At 67.0% G+C, this 23,750-nt stretch carries 17 protein-coding genes and 1 pseudogene; 7 read left to right on the top strand and 11 right to left on the bottom strand.

What is annotated here, in order from left to right; genetic code table 11:
• The first annotated feature begins 444 nt into the window (after window positions 1–444).
• The 3 genes from zwf to pgl all read left to right on the top strand — a co-directional run bounded on the left by zwf (window position 445) and on the right by pgl (window position 3,842).
• Window positions 445–1,884 carry a glucose-6-phosphate dehydrogenase gene (gene zwf / locus AB4Y92_RS24035; protein ID WP_441821915.1) on the top strand — a complete coding sequence of 480 codons (1,440 nt, stop codon included), beginning with the start codon at window positions 445–447 and terminating at the stop codon, window positions 1,882–1,884.
• Window positions 1,881–2,864 carry a glucokinase gene (gene glk / locus AB4Y92_RS24030; RefSeq protein ID WP_441821914.1) on the top strand — a complete coding sequence of 328 codons (984 nt, stop codon included), beginning with the start codon at window positions 1,881–1,883 and terminating at the stop codon, window positions 2,862–2,864. Before zwf ends, glk begins: the two co-directional genes overlap by 4 nt.
• A 231-nt stretch (window positions 2,865–3,095) precedes the next feature.
• A complete protein-coding gene (gene pgl / locus AB4Y92_RS24025; RefSeq protein ID WP_441821913.1) occupies window positions 3,096–3,842 on the top strand; it encodes a 6-phosphogluconolactonase in 747 nt (248 codons plus the stop codon).
• A gap of 48 nt (window positions 3,843–3,890) precedes the next feature.
• On the opposite strand, the gene AB4Y92_RS24020 is transcribed toward pgl, so the two are convergent.
• Window positions 3,891–7,097, bottom strand: coding sequence for a discoidin domain-containing protein (locus AB4Y92_RS24020; protein WP_441821929.1), 3,207 nt, complete (start codon window positions 7,095–7,097; stop codon window positions 3,891–3,893).
• 127 nt (window positions 7,098–7,224) lie between these two features.
• Here AB4Y92_RS24020 and AB4Y92_RS24015 point away from each other — a divergent pair.
• A pseudogene (locus AB4Y92_RS24015) lies at window positions 7,225–7,314 on the top strand (DUF6053 domain-containing protein); the annotation flags it as partial.
• 52 nt (window positions 7,315–7,366) lie between these two features.
• On the opposite strand, the gene AB4Y92_RS24010 reads toward AB4Y92_RS24015, so the two are convergent.
• The 10 genes from AB4Y92_RS24010 to AB4Y92_RS23965 all read right to left on the bottom strand — a co-directional run bounded on the left by AB4Y92_RS24010 (window position 7,367) and on the right by AB4Y92_RS23965 (window position 19,353).
• Window positions 7,367–8,203 (bottom strand): carbohydrate ABC transporter permease, encoded by an 837-nt coding sequence (locus AB4Y92_RS24010; RefSeq protein ID WP_441821912.1) that lies wholly within the window; start codon window positions 8,201–8,203, stop codon window positions 7,367–7,369.
• A complete protein-coding gene (locus AB4Y92_RS24005; protein ID WP_057943143.1) occupies window positions 8,200–9,078 on the bottom strand; it encodes a carbohydrate ABC transporter permease in 879 nt (292 codons plus the stop codon). Before AB4Y92_RS24005 ends, AB4Y92_RS24010 begins: the two co-directional genes overlap by 4 nt.
• A complete protein-coding gene (locus AB4Y92_RS24000) occupies window positions 9,075–10,505 on the bottom strand; it encodes a sugar ABC transporter substrate-binding protein (protein ID WP_441821911.1) in 1,431 nt (476 codons plus the stop codon). Before AB4Y92_RS24000 ends, AB4Y92_RS24005 begins: the two co-directional genes overlap by 4 nt.
• 4 nt (window positions 10,506–10,509) lie before the next feature.
• Window positions 10,510–12,171 carry a glucoamylase family protein gene (locus AB4Y92_RS23995; RefSeq protein ID WP_441821910.1) on the bottom strand — a complete coding sequence of 554 codons (1,662 nt, stop codon included), beginning with the start codon at window positions 12,169–12,171 and terminating at the stop codon, window positions 10,510–10,512.
• Between the two features lie 122 nt (window positions 12,172–12,293).
• A complete protein-coding gene (locus tag AB4Y92_RS23990) occupies window positions 12,294–15,221 on the bottom strand; it encodes a TonB-dependent receptor (protein WP_441821928.1) in 2,928 nt (975 codons plus the stop codon).
• Between the two features lie 201 nt (window positions 15,222–15,422).
• Window positions 15,423–16,478 carry a LacI family DNA-binding transcriptional regulator gene (locus AB4Y92_RS23985; RefSeq protein ID WP_441821909.1) on the bottom strand — a complete coding sequence of 352 codons (1,056 nt, stop codon included), beginning with the start codon at window positions 16,476–16,478 and terminating at the stop codon, window positions 15,423–15,425.
• A 189-nt stretch (window positions 16,479–16,667) separates the two neighbouring features.
• Window positions 16,668–16,964 (bottom strand): BolA family protein, encoded by a 297-nt coding sequence (locus AB4Y92_RS23980; RefSeq protein ID WP_235114552.1) that lies wholly within the window; start codon window positions 16,962–16,964, stop codon window positions 16,668–16,670.
• Window positions 16,961–17,260 (bottom strand): YciI family protein, encoded by a 300-nt coding sequence (locus tag AB4Y92_RS23975; RefSeq protein ID WP_441821908.1) that lies wholly within the window; start codon window positions 17,258–17,260, stop codon window positions 16,961–16,963. The genes AB4Y92_RS23980 and AB4Y92_RS23975 overlap by 4 nt, the downstream gene beginning before the upstream one ends.
• Before the next feature lie 152 nt (window positions 17,261–17,412).
• Window positions 17,413–18,744: an XVIPCD domain-containing protein gene (locus AB4Y92_RS23970; protein ID WP_441821907.1), complete on the bottom strand. Its 1,332-nt coding sequence runs from the start codon at window positions 18,742–18,744 to the stop codon at window positions 17,413–17,415.
• Between the two features lie 24 nt (window positions 18,745–18,768).
• Entirely contained in the window at window positions 18,769–19,353 is a 585-nt protein-coding gene (locus AB4Y92_RS23965) for a hypothetical protein (RefSeq protein WP_441821906.1), read from the bottom strand.
• A 706-nt stretch (window positions 19,354–20,059) separates the two neighbouring features.
• On the opposite strand from AB4Y92_RS23965, the gene AB4Y92_RS23960 reads away from it, so the two are divergent.
• From AB4Y92_RS23960 to AB4Y92_RS23950, 3 genes are all read left to right on the top strand, one after another.
• Window positions 20,060–20,980, top strand: a complete 921-nt coding sequence (locus AB4Y92_RS23960; RefSeq protein WP_441821905.1) for a segregation and condensation protein A — start codon at window positions 20,060–20,062, stop codon at window positions 20,978–20,980.
• 177 nt (window positions 20,981–21,157) lie between these two features.
• Window positions 21,158–22,159 carry an SMC-Scp complex subunit ScpB gene (gene scpB, locus AB4Y92_RS23955; RefSeq protein ID WP_441821904.1) on the top strand — a complete coding sequence of 334 codons (1,002 nt, stop codon included), beginning with the start codon at window positions 21,158–21,160 and terminating at the stop codon, window positions 22,157–22,159.
• A partial coding sequence (locus AB4Y92_RS23950) for a pseudouridine synthase (protein WP_441821903.1) occupies window positions 22,156–23,750 on the top strand: 1,595 nt, incomplete at its 3' end. The genes scpB and AB4Y92_RS23950, both read left to right, overlap by 4 nt.

Here is a 23,750-nt window from a genome sequence, read left to right as displayed (position 1 = left end):
TTCGGGATTCGGGATTTGAGATTCAAGATTCGAAGGCCGAGGCAAGACGAATCCGACACTCGACGCCGCTGCCTCAATGACGTCATCCCCGCGAACGCGGGGGATCCAGCGACTTTCGTGCAGGTCGCGACAAAGGCACTGGATGTTCGGCTACGCCGAAGTAAAGCGGAGCCCGCGTTCGCGGGAATGACGGACGGGTGGATTCGCGGGTAAGCACTGGTGAGGCGACACCTTGCCGCCCCAAATCACGCCCCCCGCCCACCAAGACTGCTACTGCCGGCACCCCCAAACCCCGCACCAACCGACATCCATAGCAACGAATATTCGCCCTGACCCCGAGCGGCGATATGCTTGGGACCCGAGCCGGGAGCCTTCCCGGCGCACGACCGAACGCAGCTGCCGCGCTCGATCGCTGTTTCCCCCACTTTCAGAGCTCGCGGTTCCATGCACGACACCCTGCTGCTGTTCGGCGCCACCGGCGATCTCTCCCAGCGCTATCTGTTCCCGTCGCTGGTCCATCTGTGGCGCGACCGGCTGCTGCCGCCGGCGTTCCGGATCGTCGCGGTCGGCCGCCAGGAGCTGTCCGACGACGACTTCCGCGCCTGGCTGCGCGAGCGCATGGCCTCCGAGGTCGCCGACGACCCGACCGTGGTCGAGGAACTGCTGGGCAAGATCGCCTACGTCTCGGTCGATCTGCGCGACGAGGCGGCCATCTCCACGGCCCTGGCCTCCTACGCCGACCGCCCGAGCGTGAGCTACCTGGCGACCCCGCCCGACCTGTTCGTGCCTTGCGCCAAAGGCCTGAAAGCCGCCGGCCTGCTGGAAGGCGAATCGCGCCTGGTACTGGAAAAACCGATCGGCCGCGACCTGGCCTCGGCGCGCGAGATCAACGCCGCGCTCAAGGCCTGCCTGGACGAATCGCGGATCTTCCGCATCGACCACTACCTGGGCAAGGCCGCGGTGCAGAACCTGCTCGCGCTGCGTCTGGGCAATACCCTGCTGGAAGCGGTGTGGGAGCATCGCTGGATCGAGTCGGTGGACATCTTCGTCGGCGAAACCGCCGGCGTGGACGGGCGCGAAGGCTATTACGCCAATTACGGCGCGCTGCGCGACATGGTCCAGAACCACATGCTGCAGCTGCTGGCGCTGATCGCGATGGAGCCGCCGTCGGTGCTCGACGCCGACAGCATCCGCGACGAAAAACGCAAAGTGCTGCGCGCGCTGCGGCCGATGAGCAACGACGATGTCGCCTCGCGCACCGTGCGCGGCCGCTACGCCGCCGGCGTGGTCGAAGGGCGCGCTGTGAAGGGTTTCGTGCACGAATCCACGGTCGAGACCTTCGTCGCGGTGGAAACCTATATCGACAACTGGCGCTGGGCCGGCGTGCCGTTCCGGTTGGTCACCGGCAAGCGTTTGGCCGAACGCGCGACCGAAGTCGTGGTCTCGTTCCGGCCGACCTCGCACTGGCTGTTCGAACGCCCGCGCCGCGGCCGCGAGCGCCCCAACCGCCTGCGCATGCGCCTGCAACCGGACGAAACCATCGAGCTGGGCCTGATGGGCAGTCTGGCCGCGCCCGAATGGGGCGCGATGGAACTCAAGCCGATGTCGCTGGACTTGTCGATGTCGGGCTCGCCGCAGCGGCGCATCGCCTACGAGCGCCTGATCGTGGACGTGCTGCGCGGCAACCAGACCTTGTTCGTGCGCGACGATGAAGTCGAAGCCGCCTGGCACTGGATCGACAGCATCGAAACCGCGTGGACCCAGACCGGCCAGCCGGCGCTCGAATACCCGGCCGGCTCCTGGGGCCCCAGCGAGGCCGAACGCTACCTGCCGCCCACCAACGGCTACCGGCCCGGCAACAGCAACGGCGGAGGCCACGCATGAGCGGTGCATTGCTCGCAGATATCGGCGGCACCAATGCCCGCTTCGCCCTCGCCTCTTCCGACCCGTCCACCCCCGCCCTGCTGCCCGACAGCGTGCAGGTGTTCGCGGTCGCCGACTTTCCGTCGCTGGCCGATGCCGCGCGGCATTACCTCGACCGCACCGGCGCGACGCCGGACCAGGGCGTGTTCGCGGTGGCCGGCCGCGTGGACGGCGATGAGGCGCGGATCACCAATCATCCGTGGGTGATCTCCTCCGAACGCACCCGCATCGCGCTGGGGCTGTCGCGGCTGGAGTTGGTCAACGATTTCGCCGCGCAGGCCATGGCGGTGTCGCTGCTGCAGCCGGCCGACGTGGTGCCGATCGGTGGCGTGCGCTGGAACGGTTGGAACGACAGCGGCGACCGCACCTACGCCATTATCGGCGCCGGCACCGGCCTGGGCGTGGGCGCGCTGCTGCGCCGCGACGGCCGCTACTACCCGTTGCAGACCGAGGGCGGCCACGTCAGCTTCGCCCCCGGCACGCCGGAAGAAATCGAAGTGCTGCAGCGCCTGTCGGGCGAGTTCGGCCGCGTCTCCAACGAGCGCCTGCTCAGCGGCAGCGGCCTGGTCAACCTGCATCGCGCGCTGAGCCAGATCGCCGGCGAAGACCCCGGCCCGCTGCAGCCGCAGGACATCACCGCGATGGCGCGCGAAGGCGACGTGCGCTGCCTGCGCGCGATCGACGTGTTCTGCGCGGTGTTCGGCGCGGCCGCGGGCGATCTGGTGCTGACCCTGGGCGCCTGGGACGGCGTGTTCCTGCCCGGCGGACTGGTGCCGAAGCTGATGCCGTGGCTGTCCCGTTCCGGCTTCCGCCAACGCTTCGAGCACAAGGGCCGGTTCTCGCCGACGATGGCGCGGGTGCCGACCCTGGCGGTGACTCACGCCCAGCCCGGCCTGCTCGGCGCGGCGGCGCTGGCGTCGCGGCTCGGGCCGGTCGCCTGAGTCCTGCACGATCGGTCGGATCGCCGCAAGCGAACCGTTCGCATCAGACCGTTCGAATCTCATCGCTGAATCAGGCGCGCACACCGCGCGCCCGCACGCCGCGACTCGCCGTCGCGGCGGCGCGACCGACGCTCACGCAATCAATTCGTGTGCCAATCAACCAAGCGCATGAGGCATAAGTCACAGCCGGCGAGCACACCGCCTTAAACCCCGGCGTGCGAAGATCGCCGCATGCTCGACGACTCCTCACCCGTCCCGCACGATCCGGCGCAACCTCAGGCCACGCCGTACCGCTGGCACGAACACCGCAGCCTCGACACCTGGACCTGGGCCTGCGCGGTGGCGCTGGCGGCCGACTTGCGCCGCGAACTCGCGCGGCGTCCGCGCGCGCGCCTGCTGCTGTCCGGCGGCACCACGCCGGCGCCGGTCTACCGCGCCCTGGCGCGCGCGCCGCTGGACTGGGCGCGGGTCGATGTCGCCCTGGTCGATGAGCGCTGGCTGTTGCCGAACGATCCCGACGCCAACGCCTGGCTGGTGCGCCAGCACCTGCTGCGCGACAACGCCGCCGCCGCGCGTTTCGAATCATTGACCCAGCCCGGCCGCACGCTGGAGGAAGCCGTCGCCTTCGCCAACGCGCACGCACGCCAGAGCGCGGTCGCCGCGGTGTTGGGCATGGGCGAAGACGGCCACACCGCCTCGCTGTTTCCCGGCCTGCCGGCGCTGGACCGGGTGCTGGCCTCGAAGCAGCCCTACGTCGCCATCGACGCCAGCGGCGCGCCCGGCGCGCGCCAATGGAGCAAGCGCATCAGCCTGACCCCGGTCGGGCTGGCTTACGCGCAAGCGCGCTTCCTGCTGATCCAGGGCAAGGCCAAGCGCGAGACCTTTCGCCAGGCCGTGGCCAGCGGCGACATCAAGCGCTGGCCGGTGTTGATCGGCATGGAAGGCGACGTCGGCCTCGACGTGCATTGGTGCCCGTAACGCGATAGCGCGGCGCGCGTTCGATCCATCGCAGCGCGCGCCGACCGCTTACGGCAACTGAATCGAAACCTTCGCCGGCACCCGCTCGATCCTGAGCTCGCCGTCTTTCCACGCACGCTCGCGTCCGTCCACCCGGGTTGCGCCCGGCTTGCCGTCGAACGGCCACTTCACGATCACGCCGCCGGCCGGCACTTGCAGCCCCGGGCCGATCTCCAGCGTCGCCTTCGCGCCTTCGCGCTTGAACCGATAGCCCAAGGCGCCATACGGCGTGCGCAGGCCGGCGACTGTCACGCCCTCGCCGTCCAGCCACGAGGCCGGCAGGCCGGCGGCGATCACCAGCGATTGATCGACATCGCGCGTATAGGCGAACAGATCCAGCGCCGAGCGCACATAGTCCGACTCGACCCAGGCATGCGGCAGATCGCCGACGAAGAACGGTTTGCGCGGCGTGCGCGAGACCACTTCGGCCCACTGATTCCAGCCGCGCGGCTGCTGATCGTTAAAGAAGAACGCCAGGGCCTCATGCGCGCGCTCGCGCCAGCCCAGGCGCACGAAGCTGCCGATGGTGCGCAACTCGTACGGCGTGTAGTCCTTCCACTCGCGGCGGCCGTCGCGGCGATCTACGAATTCCTTCCAGTAACGCTCGAAAGTGTTGTTCAACAACGCCTGCGGCAGCAGGCCCTGCTCGCCGCCGGGCGCGAGCGCGATGGTGGTGGAGGTCGCGTCGAAATCGCCGAGTTCGGCGGCGCCGGGAATGTAGTCGATGCCGTGACGGCCGGTGGCGTGGCCGATAGAGGCGTACAGATCCTCGCGGAACTGATCGCGCGAGGCGGTGAAGGTTTTGATCTGCGCGTCCTTGCCCAGCCAGGACGCGATCTCGACCGCGTCCTTGTAACCGCGCAACGCCCAGAAATTGTCCCAGTACGAATGCATCGGCTTGGCCGAATAGCCTTCGTGGCTGATCGAGGCCGGCATCATCCCGTAGAAGGCCGGGTCGCGTTCGCGATTGGCCGCGGTGCGCTCGCTCTGGCGCAGCCCGTCCATGTAGCGCATCGCGCCCTCGACGTGCGGCCACATCGATTCCAACAGGGCGCGGTCGTGGGTGTAGCGATAGACCTCGGCGATGGTGAAGATCAGCTCGCCGTGGCTGTCGTTCTCCGGCACCGGATCGCTGCCGCGGTCATCGACGCAGCACGGCACCTTGCCGTTGCCGAACTGATACGGCGCATACCAGCGCAGGAACTCCTCCGCCACGTCCTCGCGACCCATGCGCAACAGGCCTTCGCCGATCATCGCGCCGTCGCGGATCCAGGCGCGCGCATACGAGCGCGTGCCCGGCTGCAGGCGCGGGCCGGTGCGGCTGATCAGCATATGCGCCAGCCCGGTGCGCAAGGTATCGACCACGCGCTGGCCGACGCGCGGCACGCGCAGTTGCACGCGGTCGAGCTTGTCGCGCCACTGTTGTGCGACCAGCGTTTGCAGGGCATCGACTTCGGCCAGATCGGCGAAGCCGGCCTCGTCCGCGCCCGACAGCGCCGTGCTCCAGGTGAATTCGCGCGACTGCCCCGGCGCCAGTTCGACCCGGTAGAACAAGGCCCCGGATGCCAGCGCGTTGCGATCGTTGGCGACCGCGCTCATGGCGCTGCCGCCGAGGCGGCGCAGAATCTCGCCGGCCGGCGTGCAATTCGCGCACGGTGAATTCCAGTCGGCGCGGGCCAGGCGTTCGACCACTTCGCCGTGATCGAAGCTCATCGCGTAGGCCGCATCGGCGGCGCTGGCCTGCACGCGCCGGCTGCGGGTTTTCTCCGCCGAGCCGCTGGCGGCGGCGCCTTCGACGCTGAAGCCGTGTTCGTCGCTGCGCAGCGCGCGGATCTCGCTGACGCCGCCCACCTGGCTGAGGAACTGCGTCGGCGGATTGACCTGGAACGGCCGCAGCGCCAGCACGAACACGTAACTGCGCGGTTGCGCGGTGTCGTTATGCAGGCGGTAGCGCGCGGTCAGGCGCGAGCGGGCGCGATCGCCAGACGCGAACGCGCTGACATCGAGCTTGAAGCGCGGATGCGACCAATGCACCGACGGCATCGGCAGATAGCCGTCCTGCAGGGATTGCGAGGTCTGCACATCGGCCCAGGTGACCAGCTGGCCGTCGCTGATCAACATCGGTTCCAGGCTGAAACCGCCCTTGCCTACTTCGACAGCGCCGTCCTCGCCGATCAAGCCCTGGTCGCTGCCGCCATCGACGCCGATCAAAGTCCAATACGGCTGTTCGCCGCTGAACCCGCGCGGGAAGCGGCCGCGCGGCGCCTGCGCGGCGATCGAACGCACGAAATCGTTCGGCGTCGCCGCGAACGACAACGGCTGCACCTGCAATTCGGCCAGCGCGAACGACGCGCCGGGGCCGGCCTGCGGCTGCAGGCGCAGATAGCGCGCGTCCGACTCAGGCAAGGCCAGATAATCCGCGCCGCCGTCGCCATCGCCGACCGCCGCTGCGTCGCGCCACTGGCGGGCGTCGTCGGACAACTGCAACCGATAGACCGAGGCGTATGCATCGTCGGCCCAGCGCAGGATCGCGCCGCCAAATTCGCGCTTGCGGCCCAGGTCGAACACCAGTTGCGGCGGCTGCGCCGCATCGAAGCGCGCGCGCCAAGCCGTGTCGGGCTTGCCATCGACCGCGTTCGCCGCCGCGCCGTTCGCATCGGCCGTCGAGGCGCTCGCCGTGCCGGTGTACGGCCCGCTCGGATCGAGTGGCAAGGCCTGCAGGCTCAGCGAATCGAAACACACCGAGCCCTTGCCGCCGGCGCTGTTGTAGACGGTGAACTCCAGCTTGGCGCTGCGGCGCAGGCTCGGGTCCGGCGCCGGGCCCCAGGCGCGGCCGATCTGGCGTTTCTTGTAGACGACCGGCGTCCACTGTTTCGGGAAATCGTACTTGGGCGAGTTGACCCACCACACGTTGTCGCCGCTGGCATCGACCAGCTTGAACTGCAGATCGTTGGCCGGCGAATCGCCACGCAGCTGAAACGCAAATTGATAGTTGTCCGGGTATTCCAGCGGCAACTCGCGCTGCAGGCCGGCGTAACCGGATACGCCGTTGAAATCGTAGTCCAGGCACAAGCCGCTGCCTTGCGCGCCTTCGACTTTGCGCAGGCTGGCGGTGACTTGATCGGAGACCACGACCTTCCACGGTGTTGCCGATTCGAAATCGTCGAGTACCTGAGGCTGCGCAGCGAACGCATGGCCATGAGCCGCCGCCAGCACCAACAGCAACGACGCGCGCCGCGAAGTCTTTTGTAGGAGGGCCTTCAGGCCCGATGCTTTCGTCTCAGATCGCCGAACTGCCAAGCCAGTTGTGGACACAAGCTCAGGGTTCTCAGCGATCTGAGAAAAAAGCATCGGGCCTGAAGGCCCTCCCACAACAGCCAAGCTCAGCGCGCGTCGCCAAGCGGCGAGCACGCGCGCCACGACCGAGAGGTAGCGTTCCGACATTCCTTCCACCTTGTCCGCGCCGCGCATCGCGGCTGAGTGTTCTAGCCCTTGACGCTGCCGACCAGCAGGCCCTGCAGGTAATGCCGCTGCAGCACCAGGAACAACAGCAACACCGGCACCACGGTCACCACCGAGCCGGCCATCATCATCTCGTTGTCCTGCACGTGCTCGCGCGACAGCGACGCCAGCGCGACCGGCAAGGTCTGCAGGTTCTCGTCGCTGAGCACGATCAACGGCCACATGAAATCGTTCCAGGCGCCGAGGAAACTGAAGATCGCCAGGGTCACCAGGATCGGCCGCAACGCCGGCAGCACGATCTGGAAAAAGATCCGCAGCTCGCCGGCGCCGTCGATGCGCGGCGCCTCCAGCAATTCGTCCGGGATCGAGCGCGCGTACTGCCGCACCAGGAAGATGCCGAAGATCCCCGCCATGCCCGGCACCACCGCGCCGGCATAGCTGTTGATCAGACCCATCTGCTTGAGCATCAGGAACAGCGGCATCATCGACACCTGCGCCGGAATCACCAGCGCCGCCAGCAGCAGGCGGAACACCCGCTCGCGCCCGGGGAAATCCAGCTTGGCGAAGGCGTAGCCGGCCAGCGTGTTGAGCAACACCGCGATCACCGTGACCAGGATCGAGATCAGAAAACTGTTGAACAGATACCGGCCCATGCCCATGCGCGAGAACAGCTCATGGTAGTTGTGCAAGGTCGGGTTGGAGGACCACAGCGGCGGCGGAAACGCGCTGGCCTCGCCGGGCTGCATCAGCGAGACCGCGAACATCCACAGCAGCGGCGCCAGGCTCAACGCCGCCAGCCCGATCAACAGACCGTTGACGATCGCCTTGGCCAACCAGGCCGGCATGCCCGAGTCGTTCATTCGATCCCCTTGCGGCGCGCGATCCACATCAGGCCACTGGTCGCCGCCGTCATCAGCACGAACAACAAGAACGCCACCGCCGAGGCGTTGCCGAGGTTCCACCACTTGAAGCCTTCCTCGTACATCAGGTACAGCACGCTGACCGTGCTTTGCAGCGGCCCGCCCTGGGTGATGACGTAAGGCTCGGCGAACAACTGGAAATACCCGGCCAGGGTCAGGATGCTGACCATCAGCAGCACCGGCCCGAGGATCGGCAAGGTGATGTAGCGGAACTGGCGGGCCTGACTGGCGCCGTCGATGCGCGCGGCCTCGTACAGGTCTTCCGGAATCGCCTGCAGGCCGGCGAGGAAGATGATCATGTTGTAGCCGAAGTTCTTCCACACCGCGAACAAGATGATGCTCGGCATCGCCCAGTGCGGATCGCCGAGCCAATCGACCGGATCGATGCCGACCCACGACAGGCCCCAGTTCACCAGCCCGTAGCGGGTGTGGAACAGATAGCGCCAGATCACCGCGACCGCGACCACCGTGGTCACCACCGGCGCGAAGAACGCGGTACGGAAGAACGGCTTGAAGAAACCCAGCTTGGAATGCAGCAGCAAGGCCGCGCCCAGCGACACCGCGATCGACAAGGGCACGCCGGCGGCGACGAAGTACAAGGTGTTGCCCAGCGCGCTCCAGAACAAGGGATTACGCAGCAGGTTGATGTAGTTGTCGAAGGCGACAAAGCGCAGGTTGTCGATATGCGCCAGCGAATAGATATCGAAGTCGGTCAGGCTCAGCGCCAGCGCGGCCAGCACCGGCAAGCCGAAGAACAGGCCGATGACGGTGACGGCGGGCCCGGCGAACACCCAGCCGGCGGTGGCAGGTTTCATCCGCGTTCTCCAACCGAAGCCGGCGCAGACCCAACCGCCGTATCCGAAGCCCGCAAACTCCGATCCGCGCCGGCCGCCTGCTTCGCCGCCCCCGCTGCAGGCTTAAGCGTCTGATGATCCAACATCCACCGCCGCTTCTCCAAAATCCGATCGGCGCGGCGATCCAGCTCGGCCGCCGCCTCATCCACGCTGACCCGGCCATTGGCGAGCTGTTCGCCGACCAGCTTGACCTCGGTCGCGATGCGCTCCCATTCCGGCACCTTCGGCGCCGGCCGCGCGCGTTCGAGCTGATCGCGGAACGCGCGCGCATACACGTCGCCGGCGAGCTTGGGTGCGTTCCAGGCGCTGCGCCGCGGCGGCAGATCACCGGTGATCTCGTGGAACTTCGCCTGCACCTCCGGCTCGGACAGATAGGCGATCAACTTCCACGCCGCGTCCTCGCGCTTGGCGCCGCGGAACAGCACGAAGCTGGCGCCGCCGGCGACCGAGGCGCCCGGGCCGTGTTCGCCCGGCAGCGGCATGGTCATCCATGAAGATTGCAGATCGGCCGGCAGGCGATTGCGGAACTCGGCGATATTCCACGGGCCGTTGACGTAGAAACTGAAGTAACCGCGACCGAACTCGTTCCAGACGTTGGCGATCTGGGTGTTGCTGGCCAGCGGCGCCCACTGCTTGTCGAAGACTTCGCGGTAAAAACTCAGCGCGCGCTTGAACCCGGGGCTGCGGAAATTGCCGTAGCGGCCGTCCTCGCGCAGCAGCGGCTCCGGCGCCTGGATGCCCAGGTTGAGCAAGGGCTCGGCCTCGTTGAGCGGAAACAACGTCGCGTAACGCTTGGGCCCGACCTCGCGCTTGATCGCCGCCATCGCGACCTTCCATTCGTCCCAGGTCGTCGGCGGGCGCTGGATGCCGGCCTGTTCGAGCAGGTCGCGGCGGTAATACGGCAAGCGCGTTTCCACGTACCACGGCACCGCGAAAGTGGTGCCGCCGATCACGCCGGTGTCCCAGGCGCCGAAGAAATAATCCTGGCGCTGCGGCGCGGCGGGATCGGTCAGGCGCGCGTCCAGCGGCGTCAACGCGTCTAGCAAAGCGAACTCGGAAATCCACGTGTTGCCGATCGCGCCGACATCGGGCAAGGCGTCGCCGGCGAAGGCGGTCAGCAATTTCTCGTGCGCGGCGCTGATCGGCAGTTGCTGCACTTCCACGCGGATGCCGGGATTGCGCCGTTCGAACTCCGGGATCAGCTTGAGCACCTGCTCGCCTTCGTAGCCCATCGCCCAGAAGCGCACGCGCTCGCGGCCGTCGTCGCGCTGCGAACAGGCGCTCAGCAACAACGCCGCGCACAGCGCGATCGCCGCCAGCGCCCATGCGCGCGGCGCCGGTTCGGCGCCCTCGCCTGCCCTGCGCGCGTTACTGCCGGCTCGCCTCATGCCGTCAATCCGGCTTCGGCGCGGTCTGCTTCGCCGGCGCGTTGGTGCGGCCGGCGCGCGATTCCGCCTCGCCCAGCGCGCGCGCCGTGGCCGGGTCCATGGTGCCGGCCGGCTTCACCTCGGGCTTGGCCTCTTCGGCCGCCTTCTTGTCCTTGCCGCCGTCCTTGCCCTTGTCGTCCGCCGGCGCCAGCCAGCCGCCCTTGAATCCGGCGCGTTCCAGACCCGCGCGGACGTAGGGATTGCGCTTCATGACGTTCCAGACGAACTCGTTGCGGTAGTTGCTGATCATCGCCAGGATCGGGCCCTGGTCGATGCCGATGTAATCGCTCGACACCCAGCCGTGATCGGGCACCACGCGGCCGGTCTTCAGCGGGATGTCGTACTTGAAGCTGGGATTGAACGAATCCAGGAAGCCGTAGCTGGAATAGATGTATTCGCCGTAACGCTCGTGCATGGTCACCGTGGTGGGGATCACGATCTCCGGCGCGAACGGCAGCGACGCGATCGCCGCGGTCGGCGCGATGGTGCCGTCGTCGAAGTTCTCGCGCAGGCCGGCGCCGCGCGCGGAGTAATGGCGGAACTGGCGCTGCTCGCCGTGATATTCCTGCAAGGTCTGCTGCGGCCCGTCGCTGGCGGTCAGGCCCCACACCTCCGGGCCGTAGTCCTCCCACTTCATCGGATTGGCGATGGCGTAGGCGCGCTGGGCGTAGGCGGCGCGGCGGCTGTTCTCGAAGTAATCGATGCCGCGCTCGCGCATGTAGTCGTCCTGGATGCCGCGGAAATCGATCCAGACATGGCTGTACTGATGGCCGAACAAGGGACCGAAGGCCAGGAACTCCTCGCCCTGGTACACGCCCCACACGTCGTTGTAGGTGCGCGTCCACACCGTCCAGGCCTCCGGCCCGACCGGATGGGTCGGCGAGCCCAGCGCCAGCACGTACAGCAGCATGGCTTCGTTGTAGCCCATCCAGTCGTGCTTGATAAAGCCGCTCTCGGGGAACCAGCCCATCGATATCAGCGGCTTGTTCTGCTGCAGCCAGGTCCAGTCCACGCGCTTGTACAGCGTGTCGGCCAGCTCGCGGATTTCCTTCTCGCGCGGCTCGTCGCGGTCGTAGTACGACTGCGCGAACAGCACGCCCATCATCAGCAGGCCGGTGTCCACGCTCGACAGCTCGACCCAGCTGTCGTAACGCTGGCCTTTCTGCATGTCGAGGAAGTGGTAGTAAAAGCCCTTGTAACTGCCCTTGCCCGTCGCCTGCGGCCCGGCCGGCAGATCGCGCAGGAATTTCAGCGTGGTCAAGGTGCGATCCACCGCCTGATTGCGGCTGACCCAGCCGCGCTCGATACCAACCGGATACGCGGTCAACGCGAACCCGGTCGAGGCGATACTCGCGAACGGCCTGGACGGATATCGATCCGGCGTCAGCCCGTTCTGCTCATTGGTCGTGTCCCAGAAAAACTGGAACGTGCGTTTTTCGATGTCGCGGAACAGCGGTGGCAGTTCCAGCCGCTCCTGCTTGAGCGGCTCGACCACGACGGGCTCCGGACTCACGATGGGTTGCGTCTGCGATTGCGTTTCCGGCTTCTTGCAGGCGGACAGGACGAGCAACAGCGTGCCCAGGACAGCGAAAGAAACCGCACGTGTTGTCGTTTTGACGCGTCGCATGAAAACCAAAGACCCCTGTGTCTTCGTATGGAGGGTATCGATACAACCAAACAACATCCGCCGGCGCGATTGCGCCCCAGCGATGCGGCGCCAGCCGTCCAGCGACGGCCGGCGCCGGCGGTTTACCAGTTGAAGCCCATCGACAGCTTGAACATGCGCGTCGGCAGAGCGATGTTGTCGCGGCGTTCGCCGAGCTTCTCGTTCGGATCGGTCTGAGTGCCGCGGTAGGTGTCGAAGTCGATGTAGTTGCGCCAGTTGAAGACATTGAGCACATCGCCGCGCGCCCACATCTTGAAGCCCGCGCCGGTGTCCCATTCCTTCTGCAAGGCCAGGTCGAACTGCTTGAAGCCGATAGTGTTGCCCGGCGTGTACGGATCGAAGAAACAGGCCTTGTCGCCGTACTTGACGCAATTCAACGATTCCTCGGCTTCCGGGCTGGCCAAGGTCAGCTTGCCCGACAAGGTCATGCCGTAGAAATCCATGATGCCAGTGGCGACGAAGCGATGCTTCGACACGCCCAGCGCACGGGTGTAGCCCACGTTATCCAAGTTCGGATAGTCGAAGGTGAAGATGTCGGAGTTGTTGCGATTCTCTTTAGCGTCGGTATAGGTGTAGGCGAAGCTCACGCCCCAGCCCGACTCTTCCGAGAACGGCTTGTCCAGCGACAGCAGCACTTGATTGGTCTTGGTCTCCACGGCGTTATTGCCGAGGAAGAATTTGCCGAAACCGGGCAGATTCTCGCCGAACGGCGCGCTGCCGAAGCTCACGCCCGGCGGATAGAAGCTGCCGTCCGGGCGACGATTGCCCAGCGCGAACAAGATGCCGTCGTGGCTGCGCACGTGCACCAAGGTCGCGGAGGAATTCCATTCCTGGCCGAACATCGCAAAGCCGTTGCGCATGCCGAGGCTGAACTGATCCGAATACGGCGTCTTCAGATCGTTGTTGAGCAGGAACACTTCGCTGCCCGCGTTCGGACGCTGCCGCGCCAACGCGGCCAGGGTCTCGGGATCGTAGAAGCTCGGATCGAAGTTGAAGCAGTTGCCGGTCGGGGTGACTGTGCAGCTGTGGTTCGGCGAGTTGAACTGGTAGGTGATCTGCTGGAACGCCAGGCGGTAACGCTCGAACGACAGGTAGTCGAACTGATTGCGGTTATACGAGCGACCGGCGCCGCCGAAGATCACATGGCGCTCGTCGCCGTTGAGATCGTAGGAGAAGCCCAAACGCGGCTGCCAGCCGCCCTTGAACGCCTTGCGGTTGTTGCCGGTGCTGATGTAGTCGTTGATGTTGTAGTCGACGCCGGGCTGATGAATGTTGGAGAAGCCGTTCAAGGCCGCGACCAGATTGGCCGGCGTGCGGAAATCCTCGTAGCTCGGCGTGGTCTCGTAATCCCAGCGCAGGCCCAGGTTCAAGGTCAGGTGCTCGTTGACCTCCCAGTCGTCCTGCAGGTAGATGCCGAACTGCTTGTTGCGCGACTTCACGCTGGGCGGGAAATCGCCGGCGGTGCCGGAGAAGTTCACCTCGTAGGGCGTGGCGAAGTTGCGGATGTCGTAGCGGAACTGCGGCGAGTACGGCTGCTTCTCCATCGCAGTGATGTCGATCACCTTGTACTTCACGCCGGCCTTGATCGTGTGGCCTTCCCAGCCGTTCCAGGTGAAGTCGTTCTGCAGCGCGTAACCCTTCTGGCCCTTATCCTGGAAGTCGCCGCCGCCGCCGAAGAACAGCACTTCTTCCATGTCGGGGTTGTTCCGCGCTTCCTGGCCCTGCTTGGGCACGCGTAGCTGGAAGCCGTTGGCCAGGGTCGCCGGACGCGGACCGAAGGTCGTGTCCTCATAGGTCAGGTGGGCGTCGTTGAGCCAGTTGGCCGCGCTGTACTGGTAGCGCAGGTCCAGACGGGTTTCTTCGCCGGCCTTGAGCGTGCCGTAATCGGCGAGCCGGGCGCCGCCGATGTTGGTCAGCTCGTCTTCCTTGCGGTACTTGGCGGTGAACTCGATCAGGTGGGCGTCGCCCGGGGTCCAGTCGATCTTGCCGAAGTACAGGTCTTCCTTGAACGGCGCGCTGATGGACTGGCGCGCCATGTCCTGGAACTGCGCGGGCAGATCCTCGATGCGGTAGTTGCGGCCGGGCGTGATCGCGCGCGGCGAGTTGTATTCCTTCGCCTCGTAGGTCACGAAGAAATGCATCTTGTCCTGGATCAGCGGGCCGCTGAAGGACGCGCCGTACTGCTCTTGCTTCTGCTCGGCCTTAGGCACCTCGCCCTTTTCCTCGCGCACCGTCTTCGACGCCCATTGGTCGGAGGTGCGATCCCAGAAGAAGCTGCCGTGGTAGTCGTTGCCGCCGGACTTGGTCACCGCGGTGATCGCCGCGCTGCTGAGCTGGTCGTACTCGGCCTTGTAGTTGGAAGTGATCACCTTGTATTCGGCGATGCCCAACTGCGGGAACGGGTTGCCGCGGCTGGAATCCTGGCCGGTGATGCCGCCCTTGAGCACGTAGTCCTTCTGGCCCACGCCATCGACATAGACGTTAATGCCGTTGCTGAGCTGGGCGCCGCTGCGCAGCGTGGTCGAGCCTTCGGTGCCGGTGGTGAACTGCACGCCCGGGACGATATCGGCGAAGGCGAGGAAGTTGCGCGAGGCCTGCGGCAACGCGGCGATCTGCTTGTTGCTGACGTAGGTGGCGATTTCCGAGGTCTTGGTTTCGACCAGCGCGGTGGACGTCACCGTCACCTTATCCAGATCGGTCGCCTCGCCCGCCGGCGCGGTCTCGGCCACGCCGCCGGTGGACAGATTGAGCGTCGCGGCCTGGCCGACGGCCACGGTCACGTTGCGGGTATTGGTCTGGCCGTCGGCGTTGACCTCGATGCGGTAGGTGCCCGGCGGCAGGCCGGCCAGGGTGTAGTTGCCGTCGGCGCCGGTCTGTGCCTTGCGGCTCAGGCCGCTGGTGATATTGGTCGCGGTGACGCTGGCGTTGGCGGCGGGCCCTGCGTTACCGCTGATCACGCCGCGGATGGTCGCGGCCGTGCTCTGCGCCAACGCGGCCGGCGCGGCGACCATCAGGCAGCTGGCCAGCGCGCAGGCCAGCAGGTTGCGGCCGGCGCCGGTGCGCAAAGCGGCTATGGGGCGGCGATTGTGTCGATTGTTATTGGGGTTCATCGGCGTTCCTCCCTCCAAGGAGCACGTACAGCAAGTTGCATTGATGTTGCGGCTTCGTTCTGTAATCGCTTACACGCGCGACCAAATTTTTTTTCGACGCGATCAGGCACCGCCCCCCCGGCGTACTCCCGACTCGCGCACGATCAATTCCGGCCGCAGCGGTTCGCTGCGCCGCTGCTTTACCTCGTCTTCCCGCACTTCGTGTTGCTGCGCGTCGGGCGCATTGGAATCCACGCCCAGGCGCGTGATCAGCAAGCGCGCCGCGCGCGCTCCCAGCTGGGCGATATTGACCCGCATGGTCGTGAGCGTCGGGTGGACGTAGCGCGCGAGCGGGATGTCGTCGAACCCGGTCACGGCGATGTCGCCCGGCACGTTCAAGCCGGCCTGCACCAATGAAAACAGGCAGCCCAGGGCCATCATGTCGTTGGCCGCGAACACCGCGTCGGGCCGTTGCGCGGCGCTGAGCAAGGCCTGCCCCGCGGCATGGCCGGAGGCTTCGTCGAATGCGCCGGGCAGCACCCATTCGCTCGCATCCGGCAGCAGCCTCGCGAGCGCCTCGCGATAGCCGCGCAGGCGTTCGTGGGCGTCGAAATTGTCTTCCGGGCCGGCGATGAAGGCGATGCGGCGATGGCCGCTGGCGATCAGGTACTCGACCATCGCCTGCGCGCCGCCGTAGTTGTCCACGCTCAGCGACAGCACGTCGGGCGCGTCGCTTTGCGCGTTGATCAGCACGATCGGCAGCGCCGGCGCCAGTTCCTCGACGATGGAGGCATGCGCGGCGGCGTACGGCGACATCACCAGCAGGCCATCGACGCGCCCGCGCATGGCGCGCAAGGCGGCGACCTGCTCGTCGGGACGGCCGTGGTAGCTCGACACCAGCAGATGCAGCCGGTGTTCGCGCGCGACCTGATCGACGCCGCGCACCAGTTCGGAGAAGAATTCGCCGTGCAGATCCGGCAGCACCACGCCCAGGGTCTGGGTGCGCCGGCTGCTCAGACTGCGCGCGGCGGCATGCGGGGTGTAGCGCAGGTCGTTGGCGACGGCCAGCACGCGCCGACGCACGTCCTCGGCCACGTTGCCGTGGCCGTTCAAGGTCCGCGATACGGTCGCCACCGACACTTGGGCCGCGCGGGCGACATCTTTGATCGTCACGCTCACCACTGTCCTGGCCGCCCCTCGCGGTTGGAAAGTGGGACGACTGTAAACGTTTTCAGGAACGAGTGTAAAGCGCTTGTTATGAAAACCGGTTAGGCCGTCAGCGTCGCCGAATTCGCCCGGCGAATCATGCTGCAGTGCGCAACGACGCAGCTCATCGCAACGCCGGTCGCGCGCATCGCAACGGCGGCTTCAGCGCGCGGCTTCGTCCGGCGTCTTCGCGCTGATCGCCAGGGCGTGGATGTCGGTGTTCATCAGATCGCCGACCGCGGCGTACACGGCGCGATGGCGCGCGATCGGGCTTAAACCTGCGAACGCGTCGCTGACCACCGCGACGCGGAAGTGCCCTCGCCCGTCCTGGGCGCCGGCGTGGCCGGCGTGGCGATGGCTTTCGTCCTCGATCTCCAGCGCGGACGGCGCCAGCGCCGCTTCGATGGCGACGCGGATCGCTTCCACGCGCTGCTCGCGCGGCAACGGGCCTGCGCTCACGGCAGGACCTTGCGGAACGGCCGCACGTCCACGCGCGAATACACGCCGGCGGCGACATACGGATCGGCGTCGGCCCACACGCGCGCGGCGTCCAGGGATTCGAACTCGGCCACGATCAGGCTGCCGCTGAAACCGGCCGGACCCGGGTCTTCCGCGTCGATCGCCGGGCACGGGCCGGCCAGCAGCAGGCGGCCCTGATCGCGCAGTTCGTGCAGGCGCGCCAGGTGCGCGGGACGCGCCTCGCCACGCTTGGGCAGCGCGTCGGCGACGTCATAACCTTCGATCAGATACCACATGGCCAAGCCTCGACTTCGTAGCTACGTAGGGAACGCGCATTGTAGCGGCGGCCGCGCGGCGCACGGCGATGCCGCTTGCGGTGATTGGCGAAAACAAGACGGCCCGCATCAATGATGCGGGCCGTCGTGCCGAGCTCAGCGCAATGGGGGCCTTACGCCACCATCGAGCGCGCCTGCTGCTGAGCCTGCGCGGGCTCGGCCACTTTCGGCGCATCCTGCTGCAGCTTCTGGGTCGATTGCTCGACGCTCTGCTGGGTCGCCTGGGCGCGATCGACGAAGGCGCGCTGGTGGCTGGGATCGTTGAGCCCGCCCTGCACCGCGAACAGGCCGGTGCCGCTGGCGTTGGGCACCACGTGATCGATCTTGGTCAGGCCGCTGACGCGGGCGTCGTAGGTCAGCGTGGCCGCGGCGCGTTCGAGCTCCTGATGGTTCTTGAAGCCGCCGAGCTTTTCCAGCCCGCCGACCGCCTGCTTGTACATCGCGTTGTCCGGATGCGCGGCGTCCGACAGCAGCGGCCCGCGCGTCGCCGGATCGGCCGAACGGGTCGGCTCGGCGTCGGCATGCTTGGGCTGCGCGGTCTTCAACGCATTCAGCGTGTCCTTGCCGGCGATGCCGTCTTCCTTCAGATGGTGATCGCGCTGGAAGGCTTCGACCGCGTCCTTGGTGCGCTGGCCGAACTTGCCGTCGGCGACCAGCGGCTTGCCGTCGGCATCCTTGTAACCGAGCTGGCTGAGCTTTTCCTGCAGCGCCTTCACTTCCGGGCCGTGCTCGTCCTTGCGCAGGGTGCCGTCGGCCATGGGGGCGGCATGCGGCTTGTCGTGATGCGCGCCGCCGCCGGGACCGGTATGGGTGACGGTGCCCTTGCCGGAAACATCGGTCACCTTGGCCGGGGCGGTGAGGCTTTCCGAATGCGGGGGACGCTTGTCCGTGCTGATCGTGCCGTTGTCCATGTCGCGGATGTAACGATCCATCTGCGGCAGGTAACCGGTGTTGATGTCGATATGCACGTGCTCGCCGAAGGCTTTCGGATTGCCCTTGTTGAAGCCGCCTTGCGGCGCCAGCGGCTGGCCGTATTCGACCTTGTCGCCGACTTCCAGCTTGGTCCCGCGCAGATCCAGATGACGGTACTGGGCGATCATCTCGCGGCTGGGATCGGTGGCCGGCTTGTCGTACAACTGCACGATGCCGTTGGCCGGATCGATCTTGCCGATATAGCCGTTGGCCACCGCCGGAACGGGCACGCTCTTCATGCTGCCCGACTGCAGGATAAAGTCCTTCGACACATAGTGATCGCCGTCGCGGGACACCGTCGCCTTGCCGGCGTAGTTGCCCAACAACTCTTCGCGTTCGCCGTTCACCGTTCCATAGACGCGGCCGGATTCGTTGCCGCGGCTGGGATGGTGGCGCTCGATGTCGCCCAGATCGTGGATGTGTTCGATCGTGTTTTTCTTGTCGACGGATTCGACAATCGTGTACTTAGGCATCGCACTTCTCCTTGTGGATGAATGTCAGCGCAGCTCTTGGACCAATTGCCAGCAATTGTCCTTGTGCTGGAATACATAGGCGCCCGGGGCGCCGAATTTCTTGATCAGATCGTCGTTCGGCGCATATTCGGCTTTCGAGAAATTCATGCGCATGAAATCGCCCTGGTTGCGCAGGTCCAGCTCGACCCGATCGTAGGGCGTGTCATCGTCCGCACGCGAAGGCTCGATGTAGGACCACATATTGTCGACCAATCCGATTTTGAACGCTCCGTTGCCTTGCACGGCCTCGCTGCCGAGCACTTTCTTGGGGTCTGCGTAGCTGCGGATCTCGATGGTCGGCGCGGTGTAGCGGGCGCGCACGTCCTCGCGGTTCACGTAATCCTGGAAGAACGACCAGAAATCGTCTTCGGTCTTGTTGCACGCGCCTTCGGTCAACTCGATCTTGCCCGTCGCAACCGCGGGCTGCGGCTTGCTCGCTTCCGCCGGCGCAGCGCTCTGAGAGACGGCGGCGGCCTGAGCCGGCGCGGCTGCCGGGGTAGCGGCGGGCGCCGCAGCGGCGCTCTCGGCCGGAGCCGAGGCCTTGCAGGCCGACAACACGACGACCAGCAAACTGGCCGCGATCCTTGCTTGATTCATCTGTATCCCCGATTCCATATAGGCGGATGAAAGTCCCTCGCGGCAGTTTAGCGGCGCGGACGGCCTGGCGATATCGCCCGCGAGTTCCCGCTCCGCACGGCACCTGCAATGTGCCGGACCACCGAATCCGATCGCCGCAGGCGATCGAACCCCGGGCAATGTGTCCCGGCCGCGCCGATCAATTGCACTAATCCGCCCCGCCCAGCCGCCGCCGGCGACCCGGCCGGACCGGCGCGCGGGCGGCCCGGCTTGTCTGAACCGGGAACCGCGCCCCACCCGGCATTCATACCGGTGCTGGACACTGCCGCCCCCAGCCCTTACCCTAAACCTCAATTGCCGTCAGGCCGGATGCAGCAAACCCGTCGCGACCGGAACCCCACACCGTCGCCACGTCCGCACCCGTACTCTCCCGCACACCATCGGTGCGCCAGTACGCTTGCATCGCTGCAGTCCACCGGCCCGCGCCCGCAACCCTCGACGCCTTAGCCGCCACGCCCCGCGTGTCGCGCAGGCCGGGATCGTTCGGGCCAAGCACACGCCTTTAATGAGTGGTTCGTAGCACCCGTAGGGACGCTCCGATTCCGGTTGGTACGCAACCGGTCCGGCATTCCCGATGCGGCCTTGTGCCGTACGCATCCTTGCAACTGCAGTGCCCACGGCCCGGAGGGGCCGGTTCCGAATGACCAACGACCCCGCGCCCGCCGCGACCGAACCCGCTACGGGGCACTTACCCGGCCCGACGACGCCTCAGCAGCAGGAAATGCCGCTGGCGGTGGTCCACGGCCAGCCGGTGCTGCAGATCCCGCAGGATCTGTACATCCCGCCGGACGCGCTGGAAGTCATTCTCGAAGCCTTCGAAGGCCCGCTGGACCTGCTGCTGTACCTGATCCGCCGGCAGAACCTGGACATCCTGGACATCCCGGTCGCCGAGATCACCCGGCAATACGTCGATTACATCCAGGCCATGCACGAGATGCGTTTCGAGCTGGCCGCCGAATACCTGGTCATGGCCGCGATCCTGGCCGAGATCAAATCGCGGATGCTGCTGCCGCGCGCGCCGAACGAGGAAGGCATCGAGGAAGACCCCCGCGCCGAACTGGTCCGCCGCCTGCAGGAGTACGAGCGCTTCAAGAAGGCCGCCGAAGACATCGACAGCCTGCCCCGCCAGGACCGCGACACCGTGCCGGTGCAGGCCTACGTGCCGGACCGGGCCTCGGTGAAGCTGCCGCCGCCGGTGGAGTTGAAGGAAATGCTGCTGGCCCTGCACGACGTGTTCAAGCGCGCCGAGCTGTACACCCAGCATGCGATCAAGCGCGACGCGCTGAGCGTGCGCCAGCGCATGGGCGAGTTGCTCACGCGCATGAACGACGGCGTGTTCCACCGCTTCGAAACGCTGTTCACGGTCGAGGAAGGCCGGCTCGGCGTGGTGGTGACCTTCCTGGGGCTGCTGACCCTGGCCAAGGAGCAGTTGATCGAGATCCTGCAGGACGGGCCGCTGGCGCCGATCTACGTCAAGTCGCTGGCGCTGATGAAGGACCCCGACGAGATCGAGCTCAGCAGCGAGTTCGACGACGCCGCCAACGACGATCGCGCCCTGTGAGCGCCTGCGCCGGACCGTCCGCGACCCGGACCTTGCAAGCGCCCGGCGCGCCATCGCTGTCAGTCAGTCTCCGAAATCCGCGGCCGCGGGGGCGATCGCGCCGCGCCGCTCTCCGCTACGGTTGAACCGCTACACGCCCTTACGAATCCCGAATCCCCATTCCCGAATCCCGGTTACATGGACCAACACCTAGTCACCCGCATCGTCGAAGCCGCCCTGCTCGCGGCCAACCAGCCGCTGACGCTGGCGCAGCTGCACGCGCTGTTCCCGGAAGACCAGCCGGCCCCGGCCGACAGCGTGGAAACCGCGCTGCAGACGCTGGCCGAAGGCTGCGCCGAGCGCGGCGTGGAACTGGTCGAACTGGCCTCGGGCTTCCGCTTCCAGGTCCAGGCCGACGTCCATCCCTGGGTCGCGCGCCTGTGGACCGAGCGCCAGACCCGCTACACCCGGGCCACGCTCGAGACCCTGGCCCTGATCGCCTACCGCCAGCCGATCACCCGCGGCGAGATTGAACAGGTCCGCGGTGTCGCGGTCAGCAGCAACATCATCAAGGCGCTGGAAGAGCGCGAGTGGATCCGCGTCGTCGGCCACCGCGACGTGCCCGGCAAGCCGGCCCTGTTCGGCACCACCAAGGCCTTCCTCGACTACTTCGGCCTCAAGCGCCTGGACGAACTGCCGCCGCTGTCGGAACTCAAGGACATCGGCGAGCTCGAACCGCAGCTCTCGTTCGGCGGCGAAGCGATCGCCGCCGGCGGCATCGGCCACGGTAACGAAGACGCCGACGGCGGCGACGAGCAGGCGCCGGGCGATTCCGAAACCGGCGACGCCGATGCGCAAACCGCCGCCCGCCACGCCGACGAACCGGCCGGCAAGCGCGGCGAAGTCAACGACGACGACTACGGCGATGAAGAAATCGCCGCCGCCGAAAACGCTCCGGCCGATGCCGAAGCCGGCGATGAAGCACCCACCGAATCCGAAGCCGCCGGCGCAACCGCCGACAGCGAAGACGACACCGAACACACCGAACAAACCGTCCTTTCGGACGACCCCGAAGCCGCGCCGGGCGAGCGCGCGGCGGACGCGAACGATCACGAGCAAGACCAACACGCCGTCGAGACGACGACCGTTCCGGAACTTGAGGCTGAGTCCGAAGACGACCAGCCGGAGCAACAGAAATGACTGACGAAAAACCCCGCAAGCTCTCATTGAAGCGCAGCGGCGACAGCACGGCCCCCGAAGCGCCGCGCTTGGAAGAACGCTTGCACAAAGTGCTCGCGCAAGCCGGCCTGGGCTCGCGCCGGGCGCTGGAGCAGCGCATCGCCGACGGCCTGGTCAAGGTCAACGGCGAGACCGCGCAGATCGGCATGAGCATCAAGGGCGGCGACAAGATCGAGCTGGACGGCCGCAGCTTCGTCGCCAGCGCGCTGACCGAACCGTCTCGCGTGCTGATGTACAACAAGCCCGAAGGCGAGGTCACCACCCGCGAAGACCCCGAAGGCCGTCCGACCATTTTCGATTCCCTGCCCGCGCTCAAGGGCGCGCGCTGGATCGCGATCGGCCGTCTCGACATCAACACCACCGGTCTGTTGCTGCTGACCACCGACGGTGAATTGGCCAATGCGCTGATGCATCCCTCCTTCGAGGTCGAGCGCGAGTACGTCTGCCGCGTGCGCGCTCCCGAAGGCCAGGAGACGGTGCCGGACAACCTCGTCGATCGCCTCGCCCGCGGCGTCTCGCTGGAAGACGGCCCGGCCAAGTTCGACGAGATCGAACGCATCGGCGGCACCGACTCGCACGACTGGTTCCGCGTCGTGGTGAAGGAAGGCCGCAATCGCGAAGTGCGCCGCCTGTGGGAATCGCAGGGCTGCCAGGTCAGCCGGCTCAAGCGCATCCGCTACGGCACCGTTTCGCTGCCGCGCGAACTGCTGCGCGGCCAGTCGCAGGAACTGGTCAACGACAAGGTCGATGCCCTGCGCACCGAACTGGGCCTGGAAGACGGCACCCCGTCGGCGCTGACCTTGCAGCCGGTGATCGGCCAGCGCAAGGCGGCCAAGTCCACCGTGCACCTGTCCGGCGGCGAGCGCTCGGCCGGCTACGTCAGCGGCCACAACACCGCCGATGAAGGCCGCGAACTGCGCCGCTTCGACCACGTCCGCGAAGATCGCGGCGGTCGCGGCCGCGGCGGTCCGCGCAAGCCCGGCGGCCTGACCGTCAGCGGCGAAGCCGCCGCCCGCCAGTCGCAGAAGCCGTTCAAGCAGCGCAAGGAAAAGGGCGTCAAGCCCCTGCCCGACGGCAATCCGGCCGCGTTCCGCACCTGGTACGTGCCCGAAGGCGTCGAAACCGGCCCCAGCGGCCATCGCAATCCCGACGGCCGCGCCAAGAAGCCCTACGCCGGCAAGCCCGGCGGCGGCGCCGGCGGCAATCGCGGTCCGGGCGCCGGTGCCGGCGCCGGTCGCGGCCGTCCGCAAGGCGGCGGTTTCGGCGGCGATCGCAACGGCAACAGCACCGGCAACGGCCCCTACGGCGAACGCCGCGGCGGCGGCGGTCAGGGCCAAGGCCAGGGTCAAGGTCAGGGCCAGCGCAGCACGCGTCCCTACGGCCACCCGGGCAACGCCCCGAGCTTCCCGTCCGATCACGCCAACCCGGGCTTCAATCCTTACGGCAGCGAACGCCCCGCGCGCGGCAACGCGCCGCGTCCGGCCGGCGGCAAGCCCGGCGGACGCCCCGGCGGCGCCCCGCGTCCGGGCGGCAACACCGCCCGCCCGAACGG

This window comes from Lysobacter sp. TAB13, assembly GCF_052113885.1.
Classification (GTDB): Bacteria; Pseudomonadota; Gammaproteobacteria; order Xanthomonadales; family Xanthomonadaceae; genus Lysobacter; species Lysobacter gummosus.
This window is presented reverse-complemented; position numbering and strand designations above follow the sequence as displayed.